The organism is Providencia sp. PROV130, assembly GCF_028482225.1.
GTDB classification, from domain to species: Bacteria; Pseudomonadota; Gammaproteobacteria; order Enterobacterales; family Enterobacteriaceae; genus Providencia; species Providencia rettgeri.
Genome location: NZ_JAMPQC010000031.1, coordinates 78,886 through 95,050 on the forward strand (window position 1 = coordinate 78,886; position 16,165 = coordinate 95,050).

General features: G+C 37.9%; 14 protein-coding genes. 8 read left to right on the plus strand and 6 right to left on the minus strand.

Features of this window, described 5'->3' with window-relative positions:
* Positions 1 to 283 precede the first annotated feature (283 nt).
* Positions 284 to 1,228: an ATP-grasp fold amidoligase family protein gene (locus tag PSF28_RS20225; protein WP_210838611.1), complete on the plus strand. Its 945-nt coding sequence runs from the start codon at positions 284 to 286 to the stop codon at positions 1,226 to 1,228.
* A 70-nt stretch (positions 1,229 to 1,298) separates the two neighbouring features.
* On the opposite strand, the gene PSF28_RS20230 is transcribed toward PSF28_RS20225, so the two are convergent.
* The gene (locus PSF28_RS20230) at positions 1,299 to 2,441 is read right to left on the minus strand and encodes an MFS transporter (protein ID WP_004912983.1); all 1,143 of its coding nucleotides are present in this window, start codon (positions 2,439 to 2,441) and stop codon (positions 1,299 to 1,301) included.
* A gap of 600 nt (positions 2,442 to 3,041) precedes the next feature.
* Positions 3,042 to 4,670: a propionate catabolism operon regulatory protein PrpR gene (gene prpR, locus PSF28_RS20235; RefSeq protein WP_272685569.1), complete on the minus strand. Its 1,629-nt coding sequence runs from the start codon at positions 4,668 to 4,670 to the stop codon at positions 3,042 to 3,044.
* Between the two features lie 245 nt (positions 4,671 to 4,915).
* Here prpR and prpB point away from each other — a divergent pair, with 245 nt between their 5' ends.
* The 3 genes from prpB to PSF28_RS20250 all read left to right on the plus strand — a co-directional run bounded on the left by prpB (position 4,916) and on the right by PSF28_RS20250 (position 8,495).
* Positions 4,916 to 5,803 carry a methylisocitrate lyase gene (gene prpB, locus PSF28_RS20240; protein WP_210838596.1) on the plus strand — a complete coding sequence of 296 codons (888 nt, stop codon included), beginning with the start codon at positions 4,916 to 4,918 and terminating at the stop codon, positions 5,801 to 5,803.
* Positions 5,804 to 5,865: 62 nt separating this feature from the next.
* The gene (gene prpC, locus PSF28_RS20245) at positions 5,866 to 7,029 is read left to right on the plus strand and encodes a bifunctional 2-methylcitrate synthase/citrate synthase (protein ID WP_272685565.1); all 1,164 of its coding nucleotides are present in this window, start codon (positions 5,866 to 5,868) and stop codon (positions 7,027 to 7,029) included.
* 11 nt (positions 7,030 to 7,040) lie between these two features.
* Positions 7,041 to 8,495: a bifunctional 2-methylcitrate dehydratase/aconitate hydratase gene (locus tag PSF28_RS20250; RefSeq protein ID WP_210838600.1), complete on the plus strand. Its 1,455-nt coding sequence runs from the start codon at positions 7,041 to 7,043 to the stop codon at positions 8,493 to 8,495.
* A 73-nt stretch (positions 8,496 to 8,568) separates the two neighbouring features.
* Here PSF28_RS20250 and PSF28_RS20255 read toward each other — a convergent pair whose 3' ends face one another.
* Both PSF28_RS20255 and PSF28_RS20260 read right to left on the minus strand, forming a co-directional pair.
* A complete protein-coding gene (locus PSF28_RS20255) occupies positions 8,569 to 9,609 on the minus strand; it encodes a galactose-1-epimerase (RefSeq protein ID WP_210838615.1) in 1,041 nt (346 codons plus the stop codon).
* Positions 9,610 to 9,839: 230 nt separating this feature from the next.
* Positions 9,840 to 10,769, minus strand: coding sequence for a cation diffusion facilitator family transporter (locus PSF28_RS20260; protein WP_210838603.1), 930 nt, complete (start codon positions 10,767 to 10,769; stop codon positions 9,840 to 9,842).
* 300 nt (positions 10,770 to 11,069) lie between these two features.
* Between PSF28_RS20260 and PSF28_RS20265 the strand changes: the two genes are divergently transcribed.
* The gene (locus tag PSF28_RS20265) at positions 11,070 to 11,507 is read left to right on the plus strand and encodes a universal stress protein (protein ID WP_004912997.1); all 438 of its coding nucleotides are present in this window, start codon (positions 11,070 to 11,072) and stop codon (positions 11,505 to 11,507) included.
* A gap of 48 nt (positions 11,508 to 11,555) precedes the next feature.
* Here PSF28_RS20265 and eco read toward each other — a convergent pair whose 3' ends face one another.
* On the minus strand, positions 11,556 to 12,032 hold the full coding sequence (eco, locus tag PSF28_RS20270; protein ID WP_004913002.1) for a serine protease inhibitor ecotin: 477 nt from the start codon (positions 12,030 to 12,032) through the stop codon (positions 11,556 to 11,558).
* Between the two features lie 266 nt (positions 12,033 to 12,298).
* On the opposite strand from eco, the gene PSF28_RS20275 reads away from it, so the two are divergent.
* From PSF28_RS20275 to PSF28_RS20285, 3 genes are all read left to right on the plus strand, one after another.
* Entirely contained in the window at positions 12,299 to 12,511 is a 213-nt protein-coding gene (locus PSF28_RS20275) for a DUF465 domain-containing protein (protein ID WP_210838605.1), read from the plus strand.
* A 283-nt stretch (positions 12,512 to 12,794) separates the two neighbouring features.
* Positions 12,795 to 13,160, plus strand: coding sequence for a nitrous oxide-stimulated promoter family protein (locus PSF28_RS20280; RefSeq protein WP_210838607.1), 366 nt, complete (start codon positions 12,795 to 12,797; stop codon positions 13,158 to 13,160).
* 741 nt (positions 13,161 to 13,901) lie between these two features.
* The gene (locus tag PSF28_RS20285) at positions 13,902 to 14,720 is read left to right on the plus strand and encodes a helix-turn-helix transcriptional regulator (protein ID WP_210838609.1); all 819 of its coding nucleotides are present in this window, start codon (positions 13,902 to 13,904) and stop codon (positions 14,718 to 14,720) included.
* Between the two features lie 285 nt (positions 14,721 to 15,005).
* Here the strand turns inward: PSF28_RS20285 and PSF28_RS20290 are convergent.
* Positions 15,006 to 16,165: hypothetical protein (locus PSF28_RS20290; protein ID WP_272685566.1), on the minus strand; the 1,160-nt coding region annotated here is incomplete at its 5' end.

A 16,165-nucleotide genomic window follows, 5' to 3' on the forward strand; every position in this document is an offset into this window, starting at 1 on the left:
GTCTATCTCCCTTGTCTTTGTTACACTTTAAATAAGCAATACCCTTAATATTAATGACGAATAATTAAAACGATTGATTTAATTATTGATATAAAAACGGACAGGTATCCGGCTATTATTAACAAAATGAGCATTATTTATCTTCTGTTTACTTTTTATTTATTAAGGAATTATTAAATTGGCCATCACATTTATTGATGCTTTATTTAAGTTATAAAAAATATAATCAAATAAAAATTAGATTTCATTTACACACTACAATTTTAGAATGGTTGGCGCTCGCATGAAAAAAGCAGAGTATTTTATAAAAAAATTACGTACACTTATTATGAGTGACAAAACATATCTCACTAATAAATTTACTAAAAAACTCAATTACCGCCCTGACTTTAAAGTTCCAAAAAGCTTTAATGAAAAGGTAAATTTTAGAATGTTGCGTGATAAGAATCCTTATTACACCCAATTTGCAGATAAAATTGCGGTTAGGGATTATATTGCTCGAACTATAGGTAATGAATATTTAGTTCCTATTATCAAAACATATAAAAATACTGATGAAATAAATATCAATAACTTACCGGAACGCTTTGTTTTAAAATGCAGCCATGACAGTGGTAGTAGTATTATTTGTACAGACAAAGATCAGTTTGACTGGCAAAAAGCCAAAAATAAATTGGATTTTCATTTAATTAAAAATCTCTATTATATTACTCGTGAACGTCATTATAAAAATATTCCACCACAGATTATTTGCGAGGAATATATTGATTTATTTACGAATAAAAACCGCAAATTAGTACCAGAAACATGTAGGATCCATTGTTTTTCCGGTAAGCCTGTCTATGCCGAAATTGACTACACCGATGAACTCGGTAATGAATTTATTAATGTTTATGATATCAACTGGCAGTTACAACCCGTGACTTTTGGTTACCCAAACATGTTAGAACCCGTATCTGAACCACCATTATTCAAAGAAATGTTACGGTTAGCAGAAATACTCGTCACGCCTTTTGATTATTGCCGAGCTGATTTTTTGATGTCTGATGAAAATACGTTGTATTTCAGTGAACTCACTTTCGCCCCAAATGCAGGTAGAACAGAAATATCACCGCTGTCATGGGATTTCAAATTAGGGGAGCTTTGGGAACAACGTATTGTACGTAACACTAGGCATTCCCCCATTGAAGCACAACTGGCACCTTCAACCGTGCATAAAAAGAAATAATTAGAATACAAAAAAGGCTCTGCGATAATTCACAGAGCCTTTTATTTATTGGTTTTATTTGTTGATAAAATTAATTTGCTAACACACTGGCTTTACGACGTAAGCTGGCAATTAACATATAAATTGCAGTTACTAACAGCACAATAAAGAAGAAATTCACTAAACCATTATGTTGGCCTAAAAATGTCCCAGCGGCGATAGGCCCCATTGCTGAACCGATACTATAACTAAACAGCATCACCTGAGTTGCAGCAACAATATAGGAGGAATCTAGGCTATCACACGCCAACGTTATCGCTACCGGGTATAAGGCAAAAGTTGACATACCGAGTAACGCTAAAGCGACGATCATCACCAAATAATCACTCGAAATATAAATAACACCCATCGCAAAAACACCTAATAATGAAACCATTGCAAGCAACAAGGTTTTACTCATTAAGATAGATAATTTGCTAACAACTGGCTGTATTAACATCCCACCAAGAATAATTGAAGCCATCAACACACCGACTTGGTCAGTGGTGAATTGGTCTTTTTTCAATGATAACGGCATTAACCCATAGATAGTTCCCATGGTAATACCAGAAACCATACAGCCAATAATTGCAGGTTTACTTAAACGAGCAATTTTTTTCAATGAGAGTTTCTGATGAGAACCACTTTCTGGCTGACCTTGGCGTACTAATAATGGTGGCATTACCGCTAATAATAATAACCCTAATACCACCATAAATGGATAGGCACCATGGGTTCCAATGACACCAATAGCAAGCTGACCAAGTGTTGTTCCGCCATACAATGACGTCATATAAAAACTTAAACGTTTAGCACGCTCTTTCGGATTATCGCCAATCAATAACCAAGACTCGACAACCACAAAAATACCCGCCACCGCAACCCCTGCAATTAAGCGGTTTGGCAACCAAGCTTCAATGGTTGGCGTCCATGGCAGTACGATAACTGTTGCGGCAAGCATCAATAAAAAACCAATAAATGCAAGACGATGGCCTATTTTGGCAATAATAGGTTCAATTAACATTGAGCCAATTAATAAACCAATATAATACGCGCTCGCTAACCAGCCGGCATATTGGGTATCAATACCAAAGCTTCCCATCGATAATGGGATTAAGCTCATTAAATAACCCGATGCAATAGCAAAAATCGTTAACCCTGCAACAGGAACGAATGCATTGTCGCGTTTGCGCATGATAGTAGTGGACTGATTCACGCCCCACTCTCCAACTAACAAAATAAATAATATGCGCTGCAACTACATCGTAGAATACGACAACATTGTGTTCCTAAAAAAGAACACATTTCGGCGATTAGTGCAGTAGTAAAAAAACAAAGATAAGACTAATTTGAGCGCAATATAGAACGTTCAATCACGAAGTTAAAATGAGAAAATCTAATGGTGACTAACAAAATAATTTATGTGAGAAAAATCACATTTCTCACGTAGACGAATCCAGATCAAAAATGGCAAGAAAAACGAACTAATCATTTAAAAAACAATTAGTTATAAAAACAAAAAGTAAAATTACCTCTGTTACTTTTAGACACAACTTAAACTAAATACAAGACACCTAAAAAGTACTTAATCACAAAAAAAATTATTTATTGTTTTCTCCTGCTGCATAAGCTGATTGATGAAGCAAATTCGCCTTGCTCAATTTACTAAAACAATTTATTTCACTTTTTTTGTTTGTTACCCCTTATTTTTTCTTTTTATTTAAAAATTAATGGGGATTCATTAAAGCTTCATGAAAATACACCCTAAATCGAATTAGGAAAATGCGTAAAAATATCAATTCTTACTCATCCTTGGTTCAATACGAGAATTTGGTCTGGAAGAATGGGAAGAAAGTCGGCGCCACAGCGTAGTCCTGCTAATCCCTAAATACTCGGCCACCGCTTTACGGTCCCCATTAAATCTTGCCATTACGTCTTCTAACGATTCATGTGATTTATCTTTTATTACGACGTCCTCGTGGTCACTACCCTGCCTTTCTGGGGATAAACTTATTAGCATTTGTGTTGTAATCGCTTTTTCTGGGTAAGCACTGCAATACAGCGCAACTCGCTCCATTAAGTTTCTGAGTTCTCGAACATTACCGGGCCATGAATACTCAAGAAAAAAATTTTTACATTCAATAAGTTGTTGTACACGAAAGGATGGTAACGGTAACCTTAAGCCTGCAAAAGCTAATTTAAGCAGCCGCTCTGCTAATACAAAAATATCATCGCCACGTTCATTTAGCGCTGGTACTCGCATTCTTAGCACGCCGAGCCGATAAAATAGATCAGCTCGAAAGCGCCCTTCTTTTACCCAACAGTCTAAATCGCAGTGGGTTGCGCAAATGACCCGAACATTCACTTGTAACGGTTTATAGCCGCCAACTCGCACTACCGAACGCTCTTCGAGCACTCGTAATAACTTTGTTTGTAATGCGATAGGCATTTCACCAATTTCATCTAAAAATAGTGTTCCCCCATTCGCTAGTTCAAACAACCCGGCTCGGCCACCACGGCGAGAACCCGTAAAGGCACCTTCTTCATAGCCAAATAATTCGGCTTCTAATAATGTTTCAGGTATCGCCCCGCAGTTCACAGCCACAAAAGGCATTTGTTGTTTGCTGCGCTTATGTTGATTAAATAAGGTGTATTCGTGATGAGTTGCTTGCGCCACCATCTCTTTCCCTGTTCCACTCGCACCTTGAACCAATACCGTTGCATCAGAGCGCGCATACAACATAATGGTTTGCCTAACACGCTCCATCTGTAACGACGAACCAATCAGATCATTAATGGTATAACGAACTTTTGCAGAGTTAGGGGGGAGATATTTGTCTTGCGAATGGTTTTCACGCCTCTGCATCTGGCTTAATTCGATAGCATCTGAAAATGCTTGCCGTATGGTTTGTGTGGAATAGACAAAAACCCCTGTCATACCCATTTCATCTGCTAAGTCCATGATTAACCCAGCGCCCACCACAACGGAGATCCCCAAAGCTTTCAGAGCTTTAAGCTGAGCTTTCGCATCCTCTGCGGTAATATAGCTACGCTGTTCAATTTGCAAACCAAAACGCTGCTGAAATTCATCTAATGATGAAAGTGGCTTTTTATAATTGATGATCCCAATTTTATCGCTAATTTCACGTGCTTTGGCTAATGCTTGCATAACATCAAACCCGCTGATTTTCACGATAATAACCGGCACTGAAACATGGCTTTTTAAATAAGCCCCATTAGAGCCCGCACTTATAATAGCGTCACAGTGCCCATCCTGTAAGCGCTGGCGAACGGCCTCTACCGCCTGCTCAAAACCAAGATTAAGTGGCGTGATGTCAGCTTGTTCACTAAATTCAGGGCTGATATCTCGAAATAGTGTAAATAATCGGGACACTGAAACCGTCCAAATAATCGGTTTTTCCATCATCGCCATACCTTCTCACCATGTTTCATTTCAGTTTCACTTAACAATATATTGTTTCATTGAAACATTCCAACTGATTATTTTAGCTTTGTTTTTTCTATCACAAATCAGGAAAATAAATATCTAATTGATTTTTAATATATTTATATTCCTGCATCTCTTAATTTAAGGTTGGCACGCCAATTGCTATATGGCTATTGCTACCCTAATCTCATTACAACTGATTAACATTTTATGAGGCCGCTATGTCATCATTTAGTGCAGGACACAAATTTCGCGAGGCTATCAAGCAAGAGTCTCCATTGCAGCTTGTTGGAACTATCAATGCCAACCACGCACTCCTTGCAAAACAAGCTGGCTATAAAGCTATTTATTTATCTGGAGGTGGCGTCGCCGCAGGGTCATTAGGTATGCCTGACTTAGGTATTTCAACGTTAGATGATGTTTTAATTGATATTCGACGCATTACCGACGTCTGTGACTTACCGCTAATGGTTGACGCCGATATTGGCTTTGGCCCTTCCGCTTTTAACGTTGCCCGTACCGTGAAATCCTTTTGTAAAGCAGGTGCTGCAGGGTTACATATTGAAGACCAAGTGGGTGCCAAACGTTGTGGTCATCGCCCTAATAAAGAAATTGTTTCGACACAAGAAATGGTCGACCGCATCAAAGCAGCTGTTGATGCACGAACCGATGACAGTTTTGTCATTATGGCTCGAACTGATGCATTAGCGGTAGAAGGCATTGATGCCGCACTGGAACGCGCACAAGCTTACTTAGACGCAGGTGCGGACATGCTTTTCCCAGAAGCTATTACAGAACTCTCTATGTATCAAAAATTTACAAGCAACACCTCTGCTCCCGTACTGGCCAATTTAACCGAATTTGGCCAAACCCCACTATTTACTCTTGATGAATTACGCAGTGTTGGCATTGCCATCGCGCTATATCCACTTTCTGCATTTCGCGCCATGAATAAAGCGGCTGAACAGGTTTATACAACATTACGTAAAGAAGGCACGCAAAAAAGTGTCATTCCGCTGATGCAAACTCGAGAAGAGCTGTATCAAAGTATTCATTATTACGATTATGAGCAAAAATTGGATGCATTATTTTCGCAGAAAAAACCTTAATTTTTTAATTACTTATTATTATCAAAAGTTGCATTACCTCAGTCCCCTACAAGGAATAAATGATGAATGAACAACTTAGTCGCACTGAAGCACCTCAATTTAAACCTAAAAAATCAGTTGCACTTTCTGGTGTAGCTGCTGGAAACACGGCACTTTGTACCGTTGGGCGTAATGGTAATGACCTGCATTATCGCGGGTTTGATATTCATGACTTAGCGACACAATGTGAATTTGAAGAAATCGCACATTTGCTCATCCATGAAAGGCTCCCTACGGCAACTGAACTCGTTGCATACAAAGAAAAACTGCAATCCTTTAGAGGGTTACCGGCAAGCGTTAAGCAGACGTTAGAATCAATACCCGCTAACGCGCACCCGATGGATGTCATGCGTACGGGCGTATCAATGATGGGCTGTGTTTTACCAGAAAAAGAATCGCATCCTTTTTCTGGCGCTAGAGATATCGCTGATCGCCTATTAGCGTCATTAGGGTCGATATTGTTGTACTGGTACCACTTTAGCCACCATGGACGACGTATTGAAACCCAAACAGATGATGATTCGATTGGCGCGCATTTCTTACACCTATTACACGGTAAAAAACCCCCTGCTCAATGGGAAAAATTCATGCATATTACGGCAATTTTATATGCGGAACATGAATTTAACGCATCCACATTTGCAGCAAGGGTTATTGCTGGGACAGGTACGGATTTTTACTCAGCGATGACAGGGGCAATTGCCGCGCTGCGTGGTCCAAAACATGGCGGTGCAAATGAAGTTTCATTAGAAATTCAGCAACGTTATGCCTCGATGGACGAAGCGGAACACGATATTACAGCACGTATTAAAAATAGTGAGGTTATCATTGGTTTTGGCCACCCAGTTTATACCCTCGCAGACCCTCGCCATCCGATTATCAAATCTGTTGCTTTACAGTTATCAGAACAAAGCTTAAACCGGCATCTTTATACCGTTGCGGATCGCATTGAGTCCGTGATGAAACGTGAAAAAAACATGTTTCCCAACTTAGATTGGTTTTCTGCTGTGGCTTATCACCTGATGGGCATCCCCACCGCTATGTTTACCCCGTTATTTGTTATGGCACGTACTGCTGGCTGGTCAGCTCATATTATTGAGCAGCGACAAGATAACAAAATTATTCGCCCTTCAGCCAACTATATTGGCCCTGAAAATCAATTGTTTACTCCTATAAAACAGCGTTAAAAGGTAGCCTAATGACAACACAAACCGTGCGTTCGCAACAAATTGAATTTGATAAAGTGATCAGCGATATTGTTGATTATGTAATGGATTACCCGATTATTTCTGACCTCGCCTATGATACAGCTTATCATTGCCTGCTCGACACGCTGGGTTGCGGTATGGAATCCCTTGAATACCCTGCATGTAAAAAATTATTAGGGCCTATTGTGCCAGGAACAATTGTGCCAAATGGCACAAAAATCCCAGGCACACAATTTCAATTAGATCCTGTGCAAGGTGCTTTTAATCTTGGCACCATGTGCCGCTGGCTCGATTTTAATGACACTTGGCTTGCTGCCGAATGGGGCCATCCATCTGATAACCTTGGCGGTATTTTGGCGACGGCTGACTGGCTTTCACGTGAAAACATTGCTAAAGGAAAACCACCACTAGTCATTAGAGATGTTTTGACCGCATTAATTAAAGCACATGAAATTCAAGGTTGTATTGCGTTAGAAAACGCCTTTAACCAAGTTGGGCTCGATCATGTCATTTTAGTCAAAGTAGCCTCAACTGCAGTTGTTGCACACTTATTAGGGCTGGAGAGAGAGCAAATTCTCAGTGCCGTTTCCCAAGCATGGATTGATGGCCACAGCTTGCGTACTTACCGCCACAGCCCCAATACAGGGTCTCGTAAATCATGGGCAGCCGGAGATGCCACATCCCGAGCGGTGCGGTTGGCTTTAATGGCTCAAAAAGGAGAAATGGGCTACCCAACGGCGCTAACCGCCAAAACTTGGGGCTTCTACGATGTTTTATTTAATGGACAACCACTGCGTTTTCAACGCCCTTATGGTTCATACGTCATGGAAAATGTGTTGTTTAAGATTTCTTTCCCTGCTGAGTTTCATTCCCAAACAGCGGTGGAAGCAGCTTTACAACTCTATCAAACCCTTGAAAAATTAGGGAAATCGGCACAAGATATTGAGTCTATTGCCATTCGTACCCATGAGGCTTGCATTCGTATCATTGATAAAAAAGGCCCATTAAATAACCCGGCAGATAGGGATCATTGCATCCAATATATGGTTGCTATTCCATTAATTTTTGGTCGTTTAACCGCTGCTGATTATGAAGACAATATTGCCAAAGATGCGCGTATTGATGCATTACGTGCAAAAATGCATTGCACCGAAGATGCACAGTTTACTCGAGATTATCATGACCCTGAAAAACGTTCGATTAGCAATGGGTTAACCATCACATTGAAAGATGGGCAAGTGCTTGATGAAGTTGTTATCGAATACCCTGTTGGCCACAAACGCCGCCGCAAAGAAGGTATGCCATTGTTATTGAATAAGTTTAGAATTAATTTAGCAAGACAATTCCCGGAAGCCCAACAAATTCGAATTCTAAAAGCCTCTCTCGATAAACCCATGCTCGAAAAAATGCCCGTCAATGAATATCTGGATTTGTTTGTTATTTAAGTCTAAAACAATTATTAACCAGTGATTCAATTCAGCGCCTTGATATAGAGGCGCTGAATATTCACCAGCTAGATTAGAAAATAAATTGGTAACGAGTTTGGCTTCGATACACTTGCTGAGGAAGCGCAATCGAGCTGTATCGCGTACCCCACTCCGGATGATTAATGGCGTCTATTGGAAGTTGAGTTGCCATCACTACCCCTGAATAAGGGACATACGTTCGAGTTTTCCCCGGCGTTGCAAACAGATTATTTCCGCTGTACACATGTAATGCAGGCTGCGTGGTGGCGATATTGAGGCACACATCACCACTTGGTGCGCTGAGGGTTGCGACTGTCTGCTCACCATCAGTTAATGCGTTGTTCAATATAAACGCATGGTCATAACCCCCAACATGGCGCTGTACATCATCTTGTAAAAAATCTCGGCCAATTCGCTTACTTTGGCGAAAATCAAAATTTGTTTCTGCAACATTATGCCATTCCCCCGTTGGAATACCGTCTATATCTGTTGGCAAATATTGGTCTGCATCAATATATAAATCATGCTCTAAAGCCGTTCTGACCGAATCCTCCCCTGCTAAGTTAAAATAGATGTGATTCGCAAGGTTAACAGGGCAAGCCTCGGTAGCTTGGTAGTTATGATGGATAACGATTTGATTATCTTCTGTAAGTTCATAACTCACTTCAACGTCTAGCGGGCTCGGAAAACCTTGTTCGCCAGCAGGGGACGCCAAAGAAAAAATAGCTTTCTGTGGAGTTGGTTGAAAAATACCCCATATACGGTGGCTAAAATTATGTTTTTCACCATAAAGGCAATGTACGCTTTGGTTACCTTTTACCTGATAATGTTGCTTATTTAGCGTAAATTGAGAGTTATTTATACGATTAGCTACTCGCTCGACTATCGAACCAAGGTATACCCCTTGCTCCATCTGTTTCGCCATATTGGGTGAACCCAAAACAACATCTCGCTTTCCTGTTGTTAATGGAAGTATACAGCTAAGCCAACTAGCTCCTAAGCTACTGAGAATAACCTTCATACCATTTTGATTCGTAAGGGCAATTACCTTTGGAGCACGAAATGTCTGACATTGTTCTTGAGTTAACCGCATTTTTTCCTCAATCATTCAATAATCACTAGAGAGCAATTTGTTGAGTTTGCTACATTTGTCCTATGCTTTGAACAAATACTACATTGTGCCATCTTGAAACAGTAATTAATTTTCGCCTTGTTATCAACTGGGTGCAATAATTAATGAGTCGATTTTGCATAATAACTTGCAATAAAAAACCGAGCCACGTTTAAGCTCGGTGCTAATCGAAAAATACAATAAGCGTATAATTAATGCTTAACGTCTTTGTCATACGGGTCAAGGTGAGTCATAACATCTAAAATTAATGGGTTTTCCATCAACTTTTTACGTACATTCACCGCAATCTCATGACCAACAGTAATACTCATATTTCCATCCAACTCTAGATGCACGTCTACTAACAAAAAATCACCGGACTTACGCGTTTTTAAATCGTGATATCCCGATAACTCACCGATATTATCTAAAATAGAACGAATTTCCTGCAAGGTTTCCTCATTCGCACCTTTATCCATTAAGTCTTGCATCGATTGATTCGTAAATTTGAACCCCATGCGAAAAACAAAAGTCCCCACAATAAGGGCTGCAATAGGGTCAAAAATACGTAAACCGCATAAACTCCCAATAATACCAATGGCAACAACTAATGAAGAAGCGGCATCAGAGCGCGCATGCCAAGCATTTGCAACTAACATACTCGAATTCACTTTGTTCGCAACATGCAGCATATATCTAAATAAACCTTCTTTTGCCACTAAAGCGATCAATGCAGCGACCAAAGCAATAGTATGTACCTCAGGAATTAAGTCAGGGTTCAGTAGCTTTTCAATAGCAGACCAAACCATCCCCACACCAACAATTAATAAAATTATTCCTAATATTAATGAGGCACCATTTTCATAACGAAAATGGCCATAGGGGTGATCTTCATCAGGTTTTTTATGACTTTTTTTATTCGCGATTAATACAACAAAATCTGCAATTAAATCAGACAAGGTATGGATACCATCAGCAATCAATCCAGAAGAATGCGAAATAACACCAATAATTATCTGCCAAATGGATAAGAGTGTATTAACAACGACACTGATGAGTGTACTTTTTTTCGCTGCATTAAATTTTATTTGCTGTAACTCGAACTCACTTTTTTTCTTGGTCGAGGCATTATTCATATTCATATGATGTATTCTTTAATGAAAAACAAAATAATTATCATTCAAATAAACCTTTTAAATCAATTGGTTAATGACAGTCAAACTCAATAATCGCATAGTTCCTGTTAAAAGTCTCACTAATAATTGTAAACAAAAGGTGGCTTGATAATAATTGTTCTTTGTTTTCAGATAATTAATTATATTCACCTTAACTCCAAGTGATAAATGCGCACGTTATAGCATTTATTACTTTCCATTTAACTTATGATATATTGAAGATAAGCCTTTGTAATTAATTTCAAATAACACGAAAATGAGGTCGCTATGTATAAAAAAATCCTAGTTCCTATTGATTTGTTAGAAGATGAGTTGAACCAAGAGATCATCAAACACGTTGAGGCACTAGCGCAACTAAGCTCAGCCGAAATTCATTTTCTATCCGTTATTCCAAGTCTTGAATTATTTTTTGGTATTGAAATTGCTGCCTTACCAGAAAGCAACAAAGATTCAGCAGAACGCTCAGTGCTCGCAATGCGTGCATTAGAAGAGGTCATTAAAGACATTAAAGTTGCTGATGAACGCATTAACTGCAAAGTGGGTATTGGTTCCGCCAAAGACGAAATTTTGGATTATGCGCAAGAAATTGGTGCAGACCTGATAGTTGTGGGCTCTCATCACCCAAGCACTTCAACCTACCTATTAGGCTCCACAGCATCCGCTATTGTGCGCCATGCGAAAACATCCGTATTTGTTATTCGCTAAATTAGTTTCTATAAAAAATGCCGCTAGATGCGGCATTTTCCTGAATATTTATTTATTAACTGAATCAATTAATTTATCGTCTGTAGACCAGATACGATATTTCACTTGCATATCTTTCGGAGCGTAAACCACAATTGGTAGCTTGCTGTTATAACGCACAAATGCATCATCACCTAACTGAGTTGTCACAAAACGGTCTTTTGCCGGCTCAGAACACCCCATCATGGTAGACGCAGGGCCTTTTACTTCGTCGAGTTTATAATAATCATAACCCCAACCTTCTAATGTCTTTTTGTCTAGGTCACCCATAAACCATTGGCGGTTACAATCTGCTTTGATCGTTTTTCCAATAACTAGCTCAACCATAAAGTCATTTTCATTTTGTTGCTTGGTTAATTCAATTACATGACGAGTCATACCCGATTCAGCTTTTGGATATGGCGCGATCTTTTCCAAATCTTCCGTTGCTACTGCACAAGATGAAATTAGTGCCGCTGCCATGACAGATAAAATCGCTTTTTTCATTATTTATTCCTATTTAAGAACATAAAACTAATTTTTAAAACCAGACTTTTATACATATTAAGTCATTTACATCGTCATTATCACTATAGATGATTCTTAATTACAAAAATAGAGATAACTCAGGTAAAGCAATGTAATACGACTTAATTCTAGTAGAAGGATCATAAAACTAATAAAAATTATGTAAATTACAAGCTATTTGGATGTACAAAATGTACGCACTGTTTATACTGAATCTGAGGCTTAATACATTCTGAGGAGGTAGTATGTTATCAGCAGATCAAGATTTAGTTTCAAAATTAATCTCTACACATCCCCGTTTTCAGACTCTTTATGAAAAACACCATCAACTCGACAAAGAAATCAGTAAATTAGAAGGCCCTTCTGGAGCTGGTTACAATGAGCATGTCGCTAAGCTAAAAAAAGAAAAATTACATCTTAAAGATGAAATGCGAAAGATAATGCTCTCGAGTCAATAGCTTATCACGATAACGGTATCAGGTGTTTTTCTCACATAACGAAAATCACAAGCTTAGCTAACATCCTAAAAATGACGATATTATATTGATTCATTTAGTCTTAGCTAAGTGGTTTTTCACTCTAATAAAAGAGGGTAAAAAATTACCCTCTTTTTATTGCGTCGAAAAATTCACCATTTTATTGAGCCCCATCAATAAAAACACGAATAAATCATCATTAGCTAACTATTCACTTCTTAAAATTGTATATTAAATATATGTTTTAATTCTCTAAGGACTTTCTATGGTTGGCAAACGCATTCATCGTGAAATTAAAACGATTGAGAAAATGATAAAAATCTATGAGAAAGCCTATCCTGCACCACTAGAATCTCCTGATTTTTATCAAAAATTATTTTCCTATGCCGTTAATAGGCTAGAAAAATGCCGATATGGAGAAGAGAAACCTGCCTGTAAACAATGTCCAATCCACTGCTACCAACCTAAAATGCGAGAACAAATGAAACTAGTTATGCGCTGGGCTGGACCTAAAATGCTAATCCATCACCCGATACTCGCTATACGCCATTTACTTGATGATCGTAAACCTGTCCCTGATTTACCCGCCAAAGTCAATAAGCGTGCGGAACAAAAGCAAGAATCACAATAGGTAAAACCATTGCCCTAGCTTAACTCTCTACTAGAGGCTAGGGACTAGAGGAAAAATACAAGATAAGGAGAAATAATAAACACGGGTAGATTGAATAACGACAAGAGAAAATTAATAACTGATGAGAACTATTTATCAAAATATATATTTGAAATACCTATCAGAGCTATCACACAAACCTATCAATTTAGAAATGAGATATAAATCACATTCAAACTGCAATTTCACCCACCTTTGATTAATTTAATTAATCGCTTCGATTATTAAAACAAATAACTCAAGTTAATAATTATTAATTACATTAATATAATTAATAAATGATAGTTTTAACGAATTTTAGTATCACCATTAACATAGCTAAAATTCACATTACTATACAAAAAATGACTGGTGAGCAAAAAGTCGAAAAAAAACACGATTCATGCGTAAAAAACGATAACATATTAATGTCCGACTAAATTTATTATATAAGAATAATAACCCAAACAAATACAAATTATCAGTACAATCAAAAAAATTGGTTATTTTAAATCAGAAAATACCGATCTATTGGCAGAAAAAGATCGAAAAAAGTATATTTGGAAACATTTATTTATATTTAGAATTACAATGTGACACATAATTAATCGATTTATATAATTTCAAACATACTAATAACATCCATGCTTTATATCACCAGATGGAAATTGCTAAACATTTTATTTTGAAGTTATATTTTATACAATTAATAAAGGTATCGTCATGCAAGTAGTAAATTCACCAAGCCAATACGTGATTAAACAAATAAACATTAATAGTAACGCAGCTCATCACATTATCGATTTAGAAACCAAAGGGCTTTTGCTCGTAGAACAGGGCTCTGTGTTACTAGAAACGCCTGCTAATTCACAACGTTTAAATGAAGGCGATATTTTATATCACAAACAAGGCGCATACTCATTAGAGCTCATTGACACAACCAGTTGCAAATTACTTTGGGTTCCCTTAGATGATAAATTTTTGCGTAACTTTATCTCCAACCATGGTGCTGAGTTAAGCGAAATAGACCGTAATGAAGGCTCATCATGCGATATTATTAAATTTAATACATCACCTCTCATTAACGATATCAAAATAAGCTTAAATGCATTTATCAATAATGAATACCCTGACGTCATCTTCTCACTTCGAGTGAGTGAATTATTATTATTGCTAAGCTACAGTGAACAAGGTGCATTACTGTTATCTAATTTTAGACAGCTGAGTAGTCGTCAAGTAGAGCGTTTACAATTATTTATGGAAAATAATTACCTTAAAGAGTGGAGATTAAGTGAGTTTGCACGTACTTTTGGTATGGGGTTAACAACGTTTAAAGAACTGTTCAATACCGTTTATGCAACATCACCACGTTCATGGATAAGTGAAAAACGTATTATGTATGCACACCAATTATTAATTAACACGACAATGAGCATTGTTGAAATTTCAATGGAAGCAGGCTTTTCAAGTCAATCCTACTTCACTCAAACTTATCGAAAACGATTTGGATACACTCCGAGTCGGTCAAGAATAGCAGCTTAACCGCTCAGTAATATTCGAACTCATGCCCTGTCAGTTATAGAAGTTTAGGCTTTAACTATAATCTGGCAGAACGGCAAGCGGCTCTCCTCCTTTTAAGTATTCACCTAAACTTCTTATACTTCTTATACTTCTTATACTTCTTATACTTCTTATACTTCTTATACTTCTTATACTTCTTATACTTCTTATACTTCTTATACTTCTTTCAGATTAATGCATCATAAAAAAGGTAATCCGCCTTTTAGTGACAAACTACCTTTAAGAGAAGCTTAAATAAAAGCGATATTATTTTGCTTTGATTATTTTTAGATCAATAATTGACATTGAGTTTGGTGGTACTTCACCAGGTATACCTTCAACGCCATATCCACCTTCAGGTTTAATATAGACTTTAACCATTCCCCCTTCCCCTGCGCGTTCTACAAAGGAATTTAGTGGTGCAGGTAACTGATTATAAGGCAATGTGACAGGGTTTTGATCGGTGTACAATACTGTAACCTTACCATCTGTTAATTGCTCTCTCATAATAAAAGTCACATCTTTATTTTTGACGTCTTTTATCGGTGAGCCTGCTTGCATGATTTTATAGTAAGTGTTGTTATCGAGCTTACTGTATTTTTGAGCAGTAATTTGTTCAATAATCTTTTGGTTTTTCTTCGCATTTTCTGCGGCGATCGCTTTTAAATCTTTGCTAGGCGGAACTCGCCCTGCCAAACTTGTATTCGGTTTTGATCCACTTCTCGCTTTTAATGCATCATTTTCATCTTGTAGTTGAGTTATCAGTCGATTCAACTCCATAATTTGTGATTTTAAAGTTTCATCACTCGAAATGGATTTACGCGAATCTAACTCTGTTTGTAATTTTTTCAATTTCTCTTGTGCTAATGCTAATTCTTTCTGAGAAGTCGTTTTTAAATCACCAAAAAGCTTATTTGTGTCTGCCAGTTTTTGCTCAACCTCAGACTGTTTCTTTGTTTTAGCCGCTATATCACTTTCAAGTTTGCTAATTTTGTCTTCTTGAGACTTAGTTTGCTTAACAAATTGCTGATTTTGCTGCTCAAGTTTTCTCTTCTCATTTTCTTGGGCAGTAAGGGCATCATTAATTGATTTTTTCTCAGATTCTAACTTAGCTAAAGCTGATTCTTTTTGCTTCAATAGGGCAATCTGTTTATTTAAGTCTATTGTTAGCTCTTTAACTTGCTTGTCACTTGCTTGCCCTATTAGCGCTGTTTGTTTTTCAACATCTTTTTGTAACTTCAACAGGTCTGCGTTGGCTTGCTTCAGCTGCGCCTGTGCGGTGGCATAATTCTGCTCTTGCTGGCTGAGTTTTGCCTGCAAGTCCGCCTGCTGTTTTTCACTGCTCGTGAACTGTTTTGACAATGCATTTTGCGCGGCTTGCTGCTCGGCTAACTGTTTTTTCGCCGCGGCTAGTTCGGTTTCTAACG